The sequence below is a fragment of the Microcoleus sp. A2-C3 genome, assembly GCF_036706065.1.
GTDB lineage: Bacteria > Cyanobacteriota > Cyanobacteriia > Cyanobacteriales > Microcoleaceae > Microcoleus.
Genome location: NZ_JAUBVX010000001.1, coordinates 63,862 through 79,339, shown reverse-complemented (window position 1 = coordinate 79,339; position 15,478 = coordinate 63,862). Strand labels below are relative to the sequence as shown.

Genomic DNA, 15,478 nt, shown 5'->3' with positions numbered 1-15,478 from the left:
GGGAACCCTGCTTAGCTGCGAAGTCTGCCATCAATCAGACCCTAGAAACTAAGGAATTAATCAGAGGCGTATCAAACTGTAGTCTACAACCAAAAGTAATCTCAACAACCTGATTCGCAAGAGAGATAGAGGGCGTAGTAGTTTGCCCACTGTAACAGCGTAAAAATGGAATGTAAGTCATATTTGACGATAACTTCTGCAAGTTTGACCGGTAGAAACGGGGAGAATCAATTATTATTATGCAATTCGTGATTGCATTGAGTTCTCTATCAATTTTCCTTGTCTCTCAAATCCTCCTGGTCTGTTAAAGTATCAATCTTTTCATCTTTTATCCTCTTGTCTGCGCTCCTGCGCTGCCGCATCTGCTTTGCCCTGGCTTGCAAATCGCTGAACCCCTCATCGGGTTCGGTTTGGTCAGAACTAGCACTCACGCCAGGATCGATCGCGATTTCCGTTTTTGAGTCGCTTTCCGATGCAGTCGTTGTGGCGCGCTGCTTGTACTTTTTGGCATTTTCCTGCAACTGAGCTAAGTATTCATCTGCCTCGCTTTCAGCCTGGGGAATATCCGCAGCACCGACCGTTATTTCTTGGGTCTCCGAGGGTGCTTTTTCAGAGCTATTTTTTTTGCTAATTTTCAGTTCATCTTTCTTGATCTTCAATTCTTTAAAGAAATCTGATTCTACAATTTCTGCGACTTGCTGTTCTTTTTGGGCTTGGTCTATTTCGATTTTGAAGACTTGTTTTACTCGATCGCTAATTACTTTCCCGTATCCCGATTTACTAAATCTGTCTGCTGATACAATGCTGCCGCCAGTTAGGATTAATGCTAAGGCTGGCGCTGCCACAGGCACCCACCCTCCCAACAGAAAAATCCCAAAACCGAGCGCGCAACACCCCGACAGCATTGCCCCGAATGTCAGCGCCAACTTCCCTGGGTGAGCCATCCGTGATGCCACGGTTCCTCCCACAATTGACCATCCCGAAATCCACAGGATTTCTGCCCATTTTGGCCAAAACCAAAACATGGGTCTCTTGTCTAAAACAGCACTCAAAATTTGGCTGATTACTTGTGCGTGTACCACGATCCCCGGCATGAATTGGTTTTTTTGCTGCCGCCCACTGTAAGGAGTATAAAATAAATCTCTAACGGTTTCTGTGGTGTAACCGATCAGCACTATTTTATCTTTAACTAACTTGGGATCAACTTTCCCTTCTAAAACATCCATAATTGTGACTTGGTTGGCGACCTTGCTTCTGGAGCGATAGTTAATTAGTATTTGATATCCCCTATTATCAATATTTCTGTATCCTCCGTCATTAGTTTCTAGTTTTTTTAATTTGGTTTTACCCAGCCATAAAGATTGATCTGGTGCGAGTTGGGGAGAAATTTTTTGCTTTTGCAGGTAGCGGAGTGATAGCTGGAGGTTGAAGGAAGTTAAAACTTGAGAATTGTCATTGCAAAGATGTTTTTCTACCGAAGATTCGCCCTTGATTGTCGGCGGTTTCATAAATAATAAAGCCCTGCGGAGTATGCCGCCGGGGTCGATGCCGAAATCTGCAAATCCCACTCGGTTTGTGGGAATTCCTGGAGGAGGCGGAGAACCGGGATTGTCCGGGCTGCCATCGGTGACTAAACATACCCCGATAATTCGATCGCTTTTTTGTAAAACTTTAGTTAATTCGTCGCGCCCGTCTCCTAAAGGTACGTCTCGCAGTACGTCTAAACCGATGACTGCCGGCTGCATTTTTTCCAGTTTTTGTAAGATTTCAGCTATTTTGCGATCGGATATCGGCCACTGTTTCAGTTTCTGAATGTCTCCTTCGGTAATCCCTACAACTAGCAAGCGCGGGTCTGGCTTTTCCTCTGGACGCCACCTCAGCATTTGGTCGTAAGCGTTTAATTCTACTGGTTCGAGTATTCCTAGGTGTTTGGCGCCGACCAACGATAATGTTACTGCCGCGCTGGCAATTAATACAGACCTAGCAAAGAAGAGTGATGGTTTATACAGTTGACTCAAGTGAGTCGCTGCCGATCGAATTGTGTTAGATATTTTACTCATTGCCACAATATAAAATTTTGACTTATTTCACCGAACAGCAGTTATTTTACTTGCAGCCAGCTACACGAGACTTCTTCCATCTTAGATCACCCGGAAACTCCGACCGCTTTGTAACAAAATTTTACAGTTCGCTATCAGCGAATGTGTATGGAATCATAGTCGCGACCTCTACCCCTGGATTGGCCGTCCCCAGAATCCAGTTGCAGATCCAATTAATTAATGTTATTGATATGTCAAGGTTCAACTTCTGTATCTGCGCTCTGAGACTAGCTTCTCAAAAATATTGGTCGCCAGCAGGGAGTGTCTATGTTTGCAATATTATAGTGAAAGGTACAAAAAAAATGAAACGTTTTCTACATGGGGCTACACTTGCGGTAGCCGTATCTGCGATCGCATCTACCGTCCCCAGTTCACTTGCGCTAGTGCCGGCACAATCCCCGCCGATGGTGCTGAGTCAGAATGTTAATTTCCAGCCTCCCGATGTCACAGCCCCCGGACGACAAGCAAGGACATATTGTGGTAGCAATCTTTGTCCGGCGGGTTGATCTATTACTCATTGAATGCCTCTAACTAATATCGGTTTAACCCTCAGAGATTATCCCACATTTTTTGTCTATCTCCCTCAAACCTCGGCAGAAATAGAGTTGACTTTGCTGACAGAAAACGAGGACAAAGTTGTCTATAAAAAAATATTTAAAGTTGACAAATCGGGTATTGTGGGAATTAGCATTCCGGTTACGGACGACAGCAAGAAATCCTTGGAAGTTGGCAAGCGTTACGTGTGGTCGTTTTCGATGGTTTGCGAACCGGACGATCGATCGGCAGATACAGTTGTGAAAGGGCTCGTGCAGCGCATAGCACCCCAGCCAACTCTCAATAGCGATTTGGCAAATCCCGACCCGATGACGAGGCTCGACGTTTATGCTAAAAATGGGTTTGGTACGAAACTCTCGCTACTTTAGCCCAAATGCGACGACAGACACCGGGGGATGCGAGGCTGATGGCCAAGTGGACGCAATTGTTGCAGTCCCAAGGACTGGAATCAGTGGCAGGTCAACCGCTGGTTTTGGCTTCTTTAAATATCGCTATTTCTTGAACTTTTGTCGGTCTTTTGATGGCGATTTAACAGTTGACAGTTGACAGTTGACAGCGAAGTTTTTAGGCAGGGGATTTAAGCCCCTGCCTAAAAACAATCCACCTCAAGGTGGGGGCTTAAATCCCCTGTGCTTTGGTGAAAAATCAAAACTTGACCAGATCGCGCTAGGAAGGTGAAAACTCCGGGCTAAAAGTAGAGCCGCGATCTATAAAATCTCTATAATTTGGTGAAAAAATGAAACGTTTTCTAAATTTTACTGCATTGGCGATCGCCGTATTGGCGATCGCACTTACTCTCCCCAGTTTGCTGCCACCGATGCAGGCTGTGCCTGCACCAATTCTGCTGAGCCAGAATGTTAATTTTAAACCTCCAGATGTAGAGGCCCCCGACAACAGGCAATCGGCGACGCATCGAGGCGATACTTGTCCGCAGGATTCATCTCCTTGCGTGTGTCCGAAAAATTTATCTATTATTCCTTTAATACCTAAAAGCAATGTTGGTTTAACCCTAGCAGAGTCGCCAACATTCTTGGCTTACGTTTCTCACCCTTTTACTCAAGTTGAGTTTACTTTACAAGCTGAAGATGGAAAAGGAACCGACGTTTACAAAACTACTTTCAAAGTTGACAAACCAGGGATAGTTGAGGTCAGTATTCCTAACCAAGATGAGCGCCAAAAAGCTCTTGAGGTTGAGAAGCGATATCAGTGGTCGTTTTCGGTGGCTTGCAATGAAGATCCGTCGGGGAATTATTTTGTTAAAGCGTTTGTGAAGCGAATTGAACCGCAGGAAACTCTCAAGAACGATTTGGCAAATGCCGACCCTATGACTAGGGCGATCGCTTATGCTAAAAATGGGATTTGGTACGAGACTCTTGCTACTCTAGCCGAAATGCGGCGACAAGCTCCTGACGATGCGAGTCTGATGGCCGAGTGGAAGCAATTGTTGCAGTCCCAAAAACTAGAATCAGTTGCCGACAAACCGCTAGTTCAGTCTTTTTAAGCCTCCCTATTTGTCAAGGCTTTCTCTTGTCCTTCTTGCTACGATCCGAAGATTGATAAATTAAGCCGATCGCCCGCGCTTGATTCAAACTCCTAGTCAGGAGTACAAATGCCAACCCAACTTTTATTCTATGTGGTGTAAAAATGAAACGTTTTCTACATTTTACTGCACTGGTGATCGCTGTATTTGCGATCGCAGTTACTCTCCCCAGTTTGCTCTCACCGATGCAGGCTGTGCCTGCACCAACTCCCCTGGATCAAAATGTTAATTTCACACCCCCAGATGTCACAGCGCCCGACAATCGGCAAGGGGGGACGCATCGAGGCTGTCAGTTGCGCGAGGGTTTATTCATTACTCCCTTAATACCTGAAAGCAATATTGGCTTAACGCTAACAGAGTCGCCTACATTTTTTGTATATGTTTCTCAACCTGCGGCTCAAGTAGAGTTTGTTTTGCTAAACGAAGATGAATCGGAAGTAGTCTACGAATCTAGTTTAAAAATTGACAAAGCCGGAATTGTGGGAGTTAGCTTTTCTGACAAAGACAAGACCAAAAATATTGAGGTTGGTAAGCGATATGTCTGGTCGTTTGCACTGGCTTGCGATCCTCAGGAAAGATCGGGAGATTATATTATTAAAGGATGGATGCAGCGAATTGAACCATCGGCAAGTCTCAAGAGCGATTTGGCAAATCCCGACCCCAGGGCGAGGCTGATTGCTTATGCTAAAAATGGCATTTGGTACGAGACTCTTGCGACTCTCGCCCAAATGCGCAGCCTCGCACCCGATGATGGGCGGCTGAAGACCGAGTGGACGCAATTGTTGCAGTCCCAAAAACTAGAAGCAATCGCCGATAAACCCCTAGTTCAGTCTTTTTAAGCCTCCCTATTTCTCAAGGCTTAATTTGTTCTTCTTCCTATAAGCTGAAGATTGACAAATTAAGCCGATCGCCCGCTGACATTCAAAATCCTAGGGATTATTAACAGTTGACAGTTGACAGTTGACAGTTGACAGCGAAGTTTTTAGGCTGGGGCTTAAATCCCCAGCCTAAAAACAACCCACCTAAAGTTGGGGGCTTAAATCCCCTGTGCTTTGGTGATCAAAAAATGAAACGTTTTCTCAATGGGGTTGCACTGGCGATCGCACTTACTCTCCCTAATTTCCTGTCACCGATGCAGGCTCAGTCTCCGCCAATTCTACTGAGTGAAAATGTTAATTTTAGACCACCCGATGTCATCGCTCTTTGGAATATTATGTTGTAGGGTTCGTGGAGCGAATTGAACCGCAGGAAACTCTCAAAAAGGATTTGGCAAATCCCGACCCTATGGCTAGGGCGATCGCCTATGCTAAAAATAGGATTTGGTACGATACTCTGACTACTCTAGCCCAAATGCGGCGACAAGCTCCTGACGATCCGATGCTGAAAGCAGAGTGGACGCAATTGTTGCAGTCCCAAAGACTAGAATCAGTTGCGGATAAACCCCTAGTTCAGTCTTTTTGATCGAGACTATTCACCCAAATCTAAAATCTAAAATCGCTTGATGACTAATAACTTTCCAACAATTTTAGCCCTTGATTTTGACGGTGTAATTTGTGACGGACTAATCGAATATTTCCAAACAGCTTGGCGTAGCTACTGTCAAATCTGGAAACCAGTCGAAACAGTCCCAGATCCAGATTTAGCATTGAGTTTCTACCGAGTGCGGCCCGCCATTGAAACCGGTTGGGAAATGCCCCTGCTGATTCGCGCCCTCGTGACAGGAATTACCGAAGAGCAAATTTTGCTAGATTGGCCGAATATTGTCCCGCATTTATTGACCGAAAATAATTTAAAAGCCCAGTCTGTCGGCGCTATGTTAGACGGATTGCGCGATAATTGGATTGCTGAGGATTTAGCTGGGTGGCTGTCTTTGCACCGCTTTTATCCAGGAGTAGCCGATCGCCTGAAATCATTATTGCAGGAAAGTTCGGTAAAAGTGGCGATCGTCACAACCAAGGAAGGACGTTTTGTGCGAGAACTCTTGCAGCTAGCGGGCGTACAAATGCCGTCGGAGTTGATTTTTGGCAAGGAATACAACAAGCCAAAACACCAAATTTTGCGGGAGTTTTTGGCCACTTCTGGCAAAGATACGACTATTTGGTTTGTGGAAGACCGGTTAAAAACTTTGCTCTCTGTGAAGCAGCAGCCGGATTTATCTCAGGTGAAGTTATTTTTGGCTGATTGGGGTTACAATACTTTGGCAGAACGGCAATCTGTGGCTCAAAATCCACCCGTTCAATTGCTTTCTCTGTCGCAGTTTGCCGGAGATTTTGCCGATTGGCTGCCCGACAAAGATTGATGTTAGACTTGTTTTCAGGTAGTTTTTTTTGCTTTTTACAAGCAAAAAAAATCCTCAAACTTTTTCATTTTTTTGTTGACTTTCTTACCATTGACATGGTATTACTTTATAATGGGATGGTTGTCAAAATATTATTTTTGCAACCATCCCATTATAAAGTAAATATAACACTAATTTCAGACAAAAGCAAGGAAGCCCCGAAAAAAAAATCGATTTTTTTTGAGATAAAATTTATCGCAGAAATAGAAAAATATCTTGAAATTATCTGCGTTAGTTAATCTGCCTTAGATCTGTGGTTGAGCTGGAATCAAAAAATTAGGCAAGAAGTATACATAAACCGATTTTTTGAGGGTCGTAAGTCAGATAAATTGCCAGAAAGAATTGGTTTAAAGCCGGAACCCCGATCGGGAGAAATTTAAAGAAGACGATTGATTAATCCAATCCTTTTCCTTCCAGGAAGAGGTCGCTGCCAACTGAGGGCGGGCATTCTTGGCATCGCCCCAACTGTCAACTGTCAACTGTCAACTGTCAACTGTCAACTGTCAACTAAACCAATGCTCGATTTAACTAAAGCAGCGAAGGGAATGCAGGGAATGAGCCAACATTTGAATGTGGAGGCTCTGGCGGCTCGCAAACGATTGGAAGTAGCTCAACGTTTACTGTTGCAGGCGGCTGCGGGACAGGAAAATTTGGTGGAATTGCAAGAAAGTTGGAACGATCGCACTTTATTCAATGCTGCCACGCCGATCGAGCCTTTGTCCGATCGCACTTACATCACCGCACCGCCCGCCGCCCACACAGTCTTCGCCACAGACGGATCGCAAATTTCGCCCAGCCACCACGAAATCGCCTACTGCTACCTGATCAACGTCGGTACAGTCATGCTGCACTACGGCCAAAGTCGCCACCCAGTTTTAGACAGCGTGCCCGAAGTTTTCTACAAACCCGAAGACTTGTATGCTTCGCGCCAGTGGGGCATTAGAACCGAAGAGTGGATGGGATACCGACGCGCCGTTTCCGAAGCCATTGCCCTCGCAGAAATGGGCTGCAATTGGGCAAAATTTAACGACAATCAACTGCCAGCGCCAACTTTGGCAATGGTAGATGGTTCCCTGATTTATTGGTTTTTGGAACAGTTACCTAGCGAAGCGCGCGATCGAATTTTGCAGCCAATTTTAGAAGCGTGGGACAAATTGCGCTTAGTAAAAATTCCCTTATTAGGATACTTAAGCGCCTCTCGCAGCAGCGAAAGCTTATCTTTTTTGCGATTTCAAGCTTGCACCCACGAAGTACCAGACTGCATGACAAACTGCCCCAACGTCGGATTTTCCGCCACCAGTGCTTTTGACGAAAAAGCACCTTGTCAAGAATTTGAACCCTTGCGAGATGCCATCTTGTGGGCAACAATTTTGTCCCCCGGACAAAGAAGCCCATTATGGAAATCCCACTCTCGAATTTTAGATTTATACGGCCTTAATCCCATCTATTTTTGTTACGTTCATGTTGGCACAGAAATTGCTAGAATAGAAGTGCCGGAATGGGTAGCACAAGATCGCGCACAGCTAGATTTAGCATTAGGAATGATGCTGGCTCAAGTACACAAAGGCGGCGGCTATCCGGTGACGCTAGCAGAAGCCCACAACCAAGCAGTTGTCACCGGAGGCGATCGAAGTAGCTTTTTCGCTTTATTAGAGCAGCAAATGATTAAAGCCGGTTTAAAAAATGTCGGCATTTCTAATAAAGAAACCCGGAAGCGCGGCAGTATTGCTTGAATTAAAAATTAGAGTTTAAAATGTTATATGCCCCTAGAATTAATCATCTTAATTGCTTCCTTACTTGTTTCTTGGCTGGTATTTAATTGGGCTTTTAAAGTATTGAAAGCCAGCGTGGGCACAGCGATTGCTCTAGCAGCAATTGTGCTGGCGATGCAGTTATTGTTTGGCATCGGGCCAAATCAGCTTTTCCAACATATAACTCACCTGCCCGAAACTCTGTCGAAAATCATTTTTGGCAAGTGATCCGATTTTAGATTTTAGATTTCAACTTTCAGATTTGTTCTCTCATCTAAAATCTAAAACCGCAAATTTGCCAAGTTTAGGAAAAATATTCCTTCTGTCAACTGTCAACTGTCAACTGTCAACTGTCAACTTCCCAGCATTTGCAGCTTGTACAAACTGGCATACAAACCTTCTTGCTGCAACAATTCTTCGTGGCTGCCAGACTCTACTAACTGCCCGCGTTTGAGTACCAAAATGCGATCGACATTTCGGATGGTCGAGAGCCTGTGGGCAATGATTATAGCCGTTCTGTCCACCATTAAACGCTCCAGAGCCTCTTGAATCAAAGCTTCCGTCCCTACATCCAAACTAGCAGTTGCCTCGTCTAGAACTAAAATACTGGGGTTGCGAATGGCGGCGCGCGCAAACGCTAACAATTGCTTTTGTCCCCCGGAAAGATTGGTTCCCCGTTCCCGCAATTGCGTATCATAACCTTGGGGCAACTCTTCAATTAAACGAGCAACATTCGTCTTTTCTGCTGCGGCTTGAATTTCCTCCATCGAGTAACTTTCGCCCAGGCTAATATTGCTCTTCACATCGCCAGCAAATAGAAAGCCATCTTGAATAATCACGCCGACGTGTCTGCGCAATTCTGCTTGAGGCAAATCGCGAATATCCACATGATTAACCAGAATCCGTCCTCGTGTCGGCTCATAAAGGCGGCACAGGAGACGGATGATCGAACTTTTGCCCGCACCGGTGGGGCCAACTAATGCTACTTTTTCGCCAGATTTGATGGTAAAATTAAGGTCTTGCAGAACATATTCGTCTTCTTTGTAGGCAAACCACACATTATCAAATTGGATCTCTCCTGATTCAGATTGCTTTGATTGGGCATGGGCAACTAGGGATTTTTGATTGTTACTTGATAGGCGATATTCAGAAGTTACAGGAGTTTGATTATTCTCTGCCAATTCTTCCTCATTTGAAGATAAATTATAGGCAAGTGCCTCTGGATGACCTGCCATCAGCAACGGCGAATAATATTCTCTTCTTCCCTCTTCCTTCTTCCTTCTTTCCTCTTCCCTCTTCCCTCTTCCTTCTTCCTTCTTCCCTCTTCCTTCTTCCTTCTCCCCGCTAGTTGGATCTTTAATTTCGATTGGTTCATTGAGAATATCGCTAATCCGTTCGACGGCGGTAAATCCTGCTTGAATGGCGGTGAATTTCTCCGCAAATTGCCGTAGCGGATCGAAGAGACGTTGAGCAAATAAAATAAATGCAGACAGAGTACCAAAGTTAAGAGTACCTTGCAGAACTTTTTCACCGCCCAGCCACAAAACGGCTCCAATTGCCACTAAAGCAATCCATTCTAATGTCGCAGATACGGCTGAGTCGTAAAAGATAGTTTTATCAACTGCTTTAATGTAGCGTTTGTTGGTGACACTAAATAATTCGGAGTTGAATCTTTCGCGGCGGAATAGCTGCACTACGCCAATACCAGTCAGGTTTTCTTGCAGTTGGGCGTTAAGATCGGAAAGTTCTTCTCTGGTAGTATAATTGGCGATGCGATATTGATACTGGAAATAAATTATGAGGGCGGTAATTGGTATCATCATCAGCACTAACATTAAAGCCAATTGCCACTGCATGGTAAACATGAAAATGGCAATCACTAAAATTGAAAATAAATCGCTAACAATCCCAATCGCCCCGCTTGAAAATACTTCCCCCAATGCTTCGACATCGCTAGTGAGGCGAGTCATCAATTTACCGACAGGAGTGCGATCGAAAAATCTCACTGCTAGCGATGTGACGTGGGCGAACAAATCATTTCTAATGTCAGTAGTAATAATTTGCCCTACTTTCGTGACTAAATATCCTTGGACTGATTGCAGTGCTAATCTAAATGTTATGGTTAGCATCAGCAAAACTGCTAAAATGTTTAATGCAGCAGATAAAGGCAATCCTCGCAAGAATTGATATGTAGGTTCCGCTCGAATTACCGAAATTGCCTGTCCGATCAGAATCGGTTGAATTGCTCCTGAGACTGCTAGGGGTACTAATAGTGCGATCGAAATAATCAGCAAGCGTTTGCTGCGGGTTGCGTAAGATGCCAACCTCATGAATAACCGCCAGTCTGTTTCGCGACGGGGTTCGTTTTCGGTGTCTGCTACGGGTGAGGAAATGGTCATCGATCGCAAAAATGGTACAATACATCCAAATAGTAATTGTAACAAATAGAATCAGTTAAGTTAGGCGATCGCCCTCAGCAAAGATAAAATCCTATTTGCTCTCTGCAAGCCTCAGTGCTAAGCTAGCTGCGAATCTTTATCAAGAATTACGACATTTTATAATGTTTCTGGTGCGAATTGCGCACCTTAATTAATATTTTCTAGGGTGCGAAATCCACACCTTGGATTGAATTGTTTGTGGGCTCGACCAAACATCGGAAGGGCGGTTTTTGTATTGAAAATGTTTGCCAAATGTTAATATTTGGTGCTAAACCCGCCCTACAAACATTGAATATATAAGAACTAATCAAGCCGGATGTGATAACTACGAAGTCCTTTGCAATTGCTTGTTAACCTTAATAATCTTCTTGTCAAAATACTCTTTTCGGTGTCCTAATCTTTGAGCCACTTCCAACCCTTTTTGATAAGCTTCCAAAGCTTTATCGTAAGCCTTCATCTCCTGATAAACTTGACCGAGATTGTCGTAAGCACTCATCAATCCGTACCAATTATAAGCGCGTTCTTCCAGCAGCAACTGCATTTGATAGATCCGCACAGTCGGTTCCCACTGTTTTTGTGATCGATAAAGCAATGCTAATTTATCCAAAGCTTCGCTAGCCTGGGCATACTGTTGAATAGGGACGGCTAAATTGTACGCTTCCTGATAGTATTGAGCTGCTAAGTTGATTTGACCTATAGTTTGGTAATCGTTGGCGATCGCAATTTTGAGCGGTGGTATAGCAGTCTGGTTTTGCAGGTTAAGATACACAGATGCTAGTTTTTCCCTAGCTGCGATCGCCTTTAGGGGTTGTTTCGACTGCTGGTAAGCGTAGGCTAACTGTTTCAGAGTATCCACCTCAGTAGGAGGAGTTACAGGCTGTGGCGGCGCACCGTTTCCCGCCGTTATAGCAGAATTTGGTACAGCAGCATTAGCCACAAATAAAGCGCGGTTTTCCTGAATTAAAGTTGCCAATTCCTCATACACGGGAGCGGCTTTATCGTAACTCAGCCAATTGATGTGAATAAGTGCGATCGCCTTTAAAATCCGACCCTCAGCCAATATATCTTGATTTTGGCGCGCATTTTCGAGAATTTGTTGGTAAACTTCTACAGTCGGGCCTTTAGCGCGCACCTGCTGAAAAGCCGCAGCCAAAGCCGGGAGCAACTCAGTATTAATTGGTACTTGGGATTTGACTTGTTTGTGAATTGCTTGCAACCGTTTAGTAATAAGCTGTAGTTCAAGGTTTTTACTGCTACTCCAAGCAATACTTCCCACCCGACTCAAAGCAGCAATTTCCGCCGCCGGGCCAAGATACCTACGCAGCCGCAATTCTCGGAACCAAATATCAAAAGCGCCAGCCCCATCTCCAGCTTGCAGTTTAGCCGCTGCTTCTAAGTTTAACTGTTCCAAAGCCGCTGTCAGTTCGTCCCGCTGAGTGTTACTCAAAGATTCACTGGCGGGTTTTAGGGGATCGGGGGTGGTAATTTCTAGAGGATTAGGAGAAAATTGATCGAGGCCTGGTGGATTAGTTTGGGCGCTAGCAACAGAACCAGCACACAGCCACAAGAAAAGCAAGCACCCAATTGGCACAGAATTTCTCATAAAAGAAATATGATTGCCGCGATTCGGCATCCCTGCTGGAAACATCAAATTTTGCATATCTACAAAATGGTATAAATTATGTCACAAAGATGGCACAAAAGCAAACTGTTCAACAAGAGCAACAAAATAAAATTTAGCGCACTGAGCAATTATTGGGATTTTAAGGCGTTGGGCGATCGTCTTCGTTGGCGTAGCCCCCGTAGGGGCGGGCTTCGCCAACGCATTTTGCGCTTATTCAGTTTAGCCCTAATTTTGTTAACAGTTTGCACAGCTTGCGCGCCTCCCGCAGTTGCTAAAGATCGCTCTTTTCCCGAAATATCCCTAGACTTTTTGGGCGAGTACCAATTGCCCAAAATCAATTTTGAAGGAGCACCAGTCGGCGGTTTCTCAGGAATCACCTACGACGCAAAAGGTATTAGTGGAGTAACTTCCAAAGCTTATCGTTTTTACGCTCTTTCCGACGACAAAAGCGAAAACGGAGAAGCCAGATTTTACAGTCTCCGACTCGATCTTACATCCAGCGATCCAGCAAATATTCGCCTGAAAAAAGTTGCAGTTGAAGGCGTTACCTCCCTCAAAAAAGCAGACGGTGAAACCTTCCCTTGGGGTTCCATCAATCCCGAAGGCATCGCCCTTTCTCCCCGGAATTCAGTATTTGTTGCCAGCGAAGGCAGCCCTCCTTTTCTAGGAGAATTTGACCTCACCACCGGGAAATTGCGAGGAAATTTGCCGATCCCAAAGCGCTACATTCCCGATCCCAGCGATGAAAAACAACAGCAAGGAGTCCAGGAAAATTTAGGTTTTGAATCTTTAAGTATCGATCCAGAAACCTTTAGTCCGGGCGGTCTCGATCCGTTTCGATTGTTTACAGCGACGGCAGCACCGTTAATTCAAGATTTAGACCCGGAACAGGCAACCAAACTCCGTCTTTTACATTATATCATCGTCGATAAAACACCGCAATTAGTCTCAGAAAATCTTTACAAACTAGACCAAGTTCCGATGACTGTTTTAAACGGATTAACAGAATTGGTAACTATTGGTGGCGGTCAATTTTTGAGTTTAGAGCGTTCTTTTGGACTGTCGGGATACGGTGCTAAAATTTATCAAGTAGCGGTTGGGGCGGCTACAGATACTTCCAGAATCCAGAGTTTTAAGGGGCAAGTGGGAATGGTCGAACCTGTGAGAAAAAAGTTACTGTTAGACTTGAGCGAGCTGGGAATTCCGCTGTACAATTTAGAGGGGATGACTCTCGGCCCGCAGTTGCCAGATGGCAGCAAAAGTGTAGTTTTGGTCAGCGATGACAATTTTGAGGAAGCGCAGAAAACTCAGTTTCTTTTGTTTAGCTTGAAGGGCAAAAGTTAGGTCATAAGGGCGGGCTAGAAGCCCACCCCACCCAAGAAAATTTATTCTTTGTGAAACAGGCATCTTGCCTGTTTATGAAAATAGTAGAATAAAATTAACTCTTTGTGGAACAGGCATCTTGCCTGTTCATAAAAATAGTATAAATGAGTTTAAATCAAATTTATCAAACTATAAAGTACCCTAATTATGCCAACTCGTAACACTTTGCAGTTGCCAGAAATCGAACTTTCATATTTAGAATGGAACCCAGAAAAAGGGACTGAAAAAGTTCCGCGTTTGCTGCTGCTACACGGTTTAGCGGATAGTGCGGTTGTCTGGACTAGCTTGGGCAATTACTTGTCGAACCGCTATCATATTGTAGCGCCAGATATGCGCGGTCACGGAGAGAGCAGTAAACCGGAAACCGGCTATACTTTTACAAGGGCGATCGCAGATTTGGAAGCTTTGATGGTACACCTCAACTGGCCTGATGCCCATATTGTAGGACATTCTTGGACGGGAAAACTAGCACCGATTTGGGCGCGGCAGAATGGCGATCGCTTTTGCAGTATGATTTTAGTAGACCCGATCTTCATCACCAAACTGCCCGCCGTGATGAAACTCACGCTACCAATAGTTTACCGAAAATTAGACTGTCTCAAATGTATGGGCCCGTTTGCGACTTTAGCCCAAGCAGAAGCAGCAGCCAAACAATCGGGAGAATACGCGGGTTGGAGTGAAGTGCAGCAAATGGTATTCCAACACCAAATCGAACAAAAATTAGACGGAAGTTGGGGAAGTAAATTTACGATTACCGCCAGAAATCAGATATTTGCCGAAGTGATGAAAGTTGCCGGTTTAACTGAATATATTGATATTCCGACTTTGTTTGTACAGCCGGAAAAAGGTGTAAATCGCATGGATTGGCAAATGCAGCCCTATCAGAGATACTTGAAAAATCTAGTAATTCAAAAAGTACCGGGGAATCACTGGTGTTTTTTGACTCAACCGGATACTTTTAATCAAACTGTGGCAGATTTTTTAGAGGGCGCGAAACAGTGAATTTAGAAATTATCGCACATCGGGGATTTTCGGCGATCGCCCCTGAGAACACTTTAGCAGCATTTGAACTGGCGATCGCCCGTGGAGCCGATTCGATCGAATTTGACATCCAGCTATCCGCCGACAGCGTGCCCGTGGTTTTCCACGACGCTACCCTGGATAGAATCACCGGAGTTTCCGGTAAAGTCAGGGAAACAAACCTGTCACAATTGCAGACACTCAATGCGGGAAAATGGTTTAGCGATGAATTTTCAGAGGGAAAAATCCCTACCCTAACAGCCGCCTTAGCTATCCTGAAAAATGTTGACAAATTTCTCTACTTTGATGTCAAACCGCACTGCGAATGGTCAGATGCAGAAGTTGCGGATTTTGTCAATACTTTGAATGGTGCAGGAATCAAAGAAAAATGCGTTATTACCTCGTTTAATGATGGATTTTTGGCACAAGTGCGGCGGGTAGATGGCGATTTGGCGATCGGGCAAATCGTTGCTAATCTAGAAGCATACAAAACTCAATTGTCTCAAGCTGTGGTGAATTGCGATAATTTGATTAGCAGCCAGTATCGCGTTTTGCTGGAAAATCCCGCACTGATTGAAGAAAGCCGGAGTCAGGGAGTTGACATTGTGGTCTGGACGGTGGACGATCCAGCAGATATGCAAAAGTTAATTGATTTGGGTATAACTCGGATTGTCACTAATTGTTTGATATAATTTGTTTAACTTAAGATCTTGCACCATTATCAAGAACG

The 15,478-nt window shown here is 44.6% G+C and carries 14 protein-coding genes and 1 pseudogene; 12 read left to right on the top strand and 3 right to left on the bottom strand.

Annotation, left to right across the window (positions count from 1 at the left end; translation table 11 throughout):
- Positions 1–269: 269 nt before the first annotated feature.
- Positions 270–2,060: a CHASE2 domain-containing protein gene (locus QUB66_RS00270; RefSeq protein ID WP_332965724.1), complete on the bottom strand. Its 1,791-nt coding sequence runs from the start codon at positions 2,058–2,060 to the stop codon at positions 270–272.
- Positions 2,061–2,401: 341 nt separating this feature from the next.
- Between QUB66_RS00270 and QUB66_RS00265 the strand changes: the two genes are divergently transcribed.
- The 9 genes and pseudogenes from QUB66_RS00265 (at position 2,402) to QUB66_RS00220 (ending at position 8,511) form a co-directional block, all read left to right on the top strand.
- Positions 2,402–2,605: a hypothetical protein gene (locus QUB66_RS00265; RefSeq protein ID WP_265235801.1), complete on the top strand. Its 204-nt coding sequence runs from the start codon at positions 2,402–2,404 to the stop codon at positions 2,603–2,605.
- 15 nt (positions 2,606–2,620) lie between these two features.
- Positions 2,621–3,156, top strand: a pseudogene (locus tag QUB66_RS00260) (DUF928 domain-containing protein).
- A gap of 234 nt (positions 3,157–3,390) precedes the next feature.
- Positions 3,391–4,155: a DUF928 domain-containing protein gene (locus tag QUB66_RS00250; protein WP_332965723.1), complete on the top strand. Its 765-nt coding sequence runs from the start codon at positions 3,391–3,393 to the stop codon at positions 4,153–4,155.
- A 143-nt stretch (positions 4,156–4,298) separates the two neighbouring features.
- A complete protein-coding gene (locus QUB66_RS00245) occupies positions 4,299–5,033 on the top strand; it encodes a DUF928 domain-containing protein (RefSeq protein WP_265235797.1) in 735 nt (244 codons plus the stop codon).
- Between the two features lie 227 nt (positions 5,034–5,260).
- Entirely contained in the window at positions 5,261–5,416 is a 156-nt protein-coding gene (locus QUB66_RS00240) for a hypothetical protein (protein WP_265235796.1), read from the top strand.
- Positions 5,398–5,655 (top strand): DUF928 domain-containing protein, encoded by a 258-nt coding sequence (locus QUB66_RS00235; protein ID WP_332965720.1) that lies wholly within the window; start codon positions 5,398–5,400, stop codon positions 5,653–5,655. The genes QUB66_RS00240 and QUB66_RS00235 overlap by 19 nt, the downstream gene beginning before the upstream one ends.
- A 40-nt stretch (positions 5,656–5,695) precedes the next feature.
- Positions 5,696–6,493, top strand: coding sequence for an HAD family hydrolase (locus QUB66_RS00230; protein WP_265235794.1), 798 nt, complete (start codon positions 5,696–5,698; stop codon positions 6,491–6,493).
- Between the two features lie 554 nt (positions 6,494–7,047).
- The gene (locus QUB66_RS00225) at positions 7,048–8,265 is read left to right on the top strand and encodes a DNA double-strand break repair nuclease NurA (protein ID WP_265235793.1); all 1,218 of its coding nucleotides are present in this window, start codon (positions 7,048–7,050) and stop codon (positions 8,263–8,265) included.
- Between the two features lie 27 nt (positions 8,266–8,292).
- The gene (locus tag QUB66_RS00220; RefSeq protein WP_265235792.1) at positions 8,293–8,511 is read left to right on the top strand and encodes a hypothetical protein; all 219 of its coding nucleotides are present in this window, start codon (positions 8,293–8,295) and stop codon (positions 8,509–8,511) included.
- 125 nt (positions 8,512–8,636) lie between these two features.
- On the opposite strand, the gene QUB66_RS00215 is transcribed toward QUB66_RS00220, so the two are convergent.
- Both QUB66_RS00215 and QUB66_RS00210 read right to left on the bottom strand, forming a co-directional pair.
- A complete protein-coding gene (locus tag QUB66_RS00215) occupies positions 8,637–10,682 on the bottom strand; it encodes an ABC transporter ATP-binding protein (RefSeq protein WP_332965844.1) in 2,046 nt (681 codons plus the stop codon).
- A 364-nt stretch (positions 10,683–11,046) separates the two neighbouring features.
- A complete protein-coding gene (locus QUB66_RS00210) occupies positions 11,047–12,381 on the bottom strand; it encodes a tetratricopeptide repeat protein (RefSeq protein WP_332965717.1) in 1,335 nt (444 codons plus the stop codon).
- Positions 12,382–12,402: 21 nt separating this feature from the next.
- Here QUB66_RS00210 and QUB66_RS00205 point away from each other — a divergent pair, with 21 nt between their 5' ends.
- From QUB66_RS00205 to QUB66_RS00195, 3 genes are all read left to right on the top strand, one after another.
- Positions 12,403–13,689 (top strand): esterase-like activity of phytase family protein, encoded by a 1,287-nt coding sequence (locus QUB66_RS00205; RefSeq protein ID WP_332965716.1) that lies wholly within the window; start codon positions 12,403–12,405, stop codon positions 13,687–13,689.
- A 186-nt stretch (positions 13,690–13,875) separates the two neighbouring features.
- Complete coding sequence (locus tag QUB66_RS00200) at positions 13,876–14,730, top strand: alpha/beta fold hydrolase (protein WP_332965715.1); 855 nt, start codon at positions 13,876–13,878, stop codon at positions 14,728–14,730.
- Positions 14,727–15,440, top strand: coding sequence for a glycerophosphodiester phosphodiesterase (locus tag QUB66_RS00195; RefSeq protein ID WP_332965713.1), 714 nt, complete (start codon positions 14,727–14,729; stop codon positions 15,438–15,440). The genes QUB66_RS00200 and QUB66_RS00195 overlap by 4 nt, the downstream gene beginning before the upstream one ends.
- The last annotated feature ends 38 nt before the right edge of the window (positions 15,441–15,478 follow it).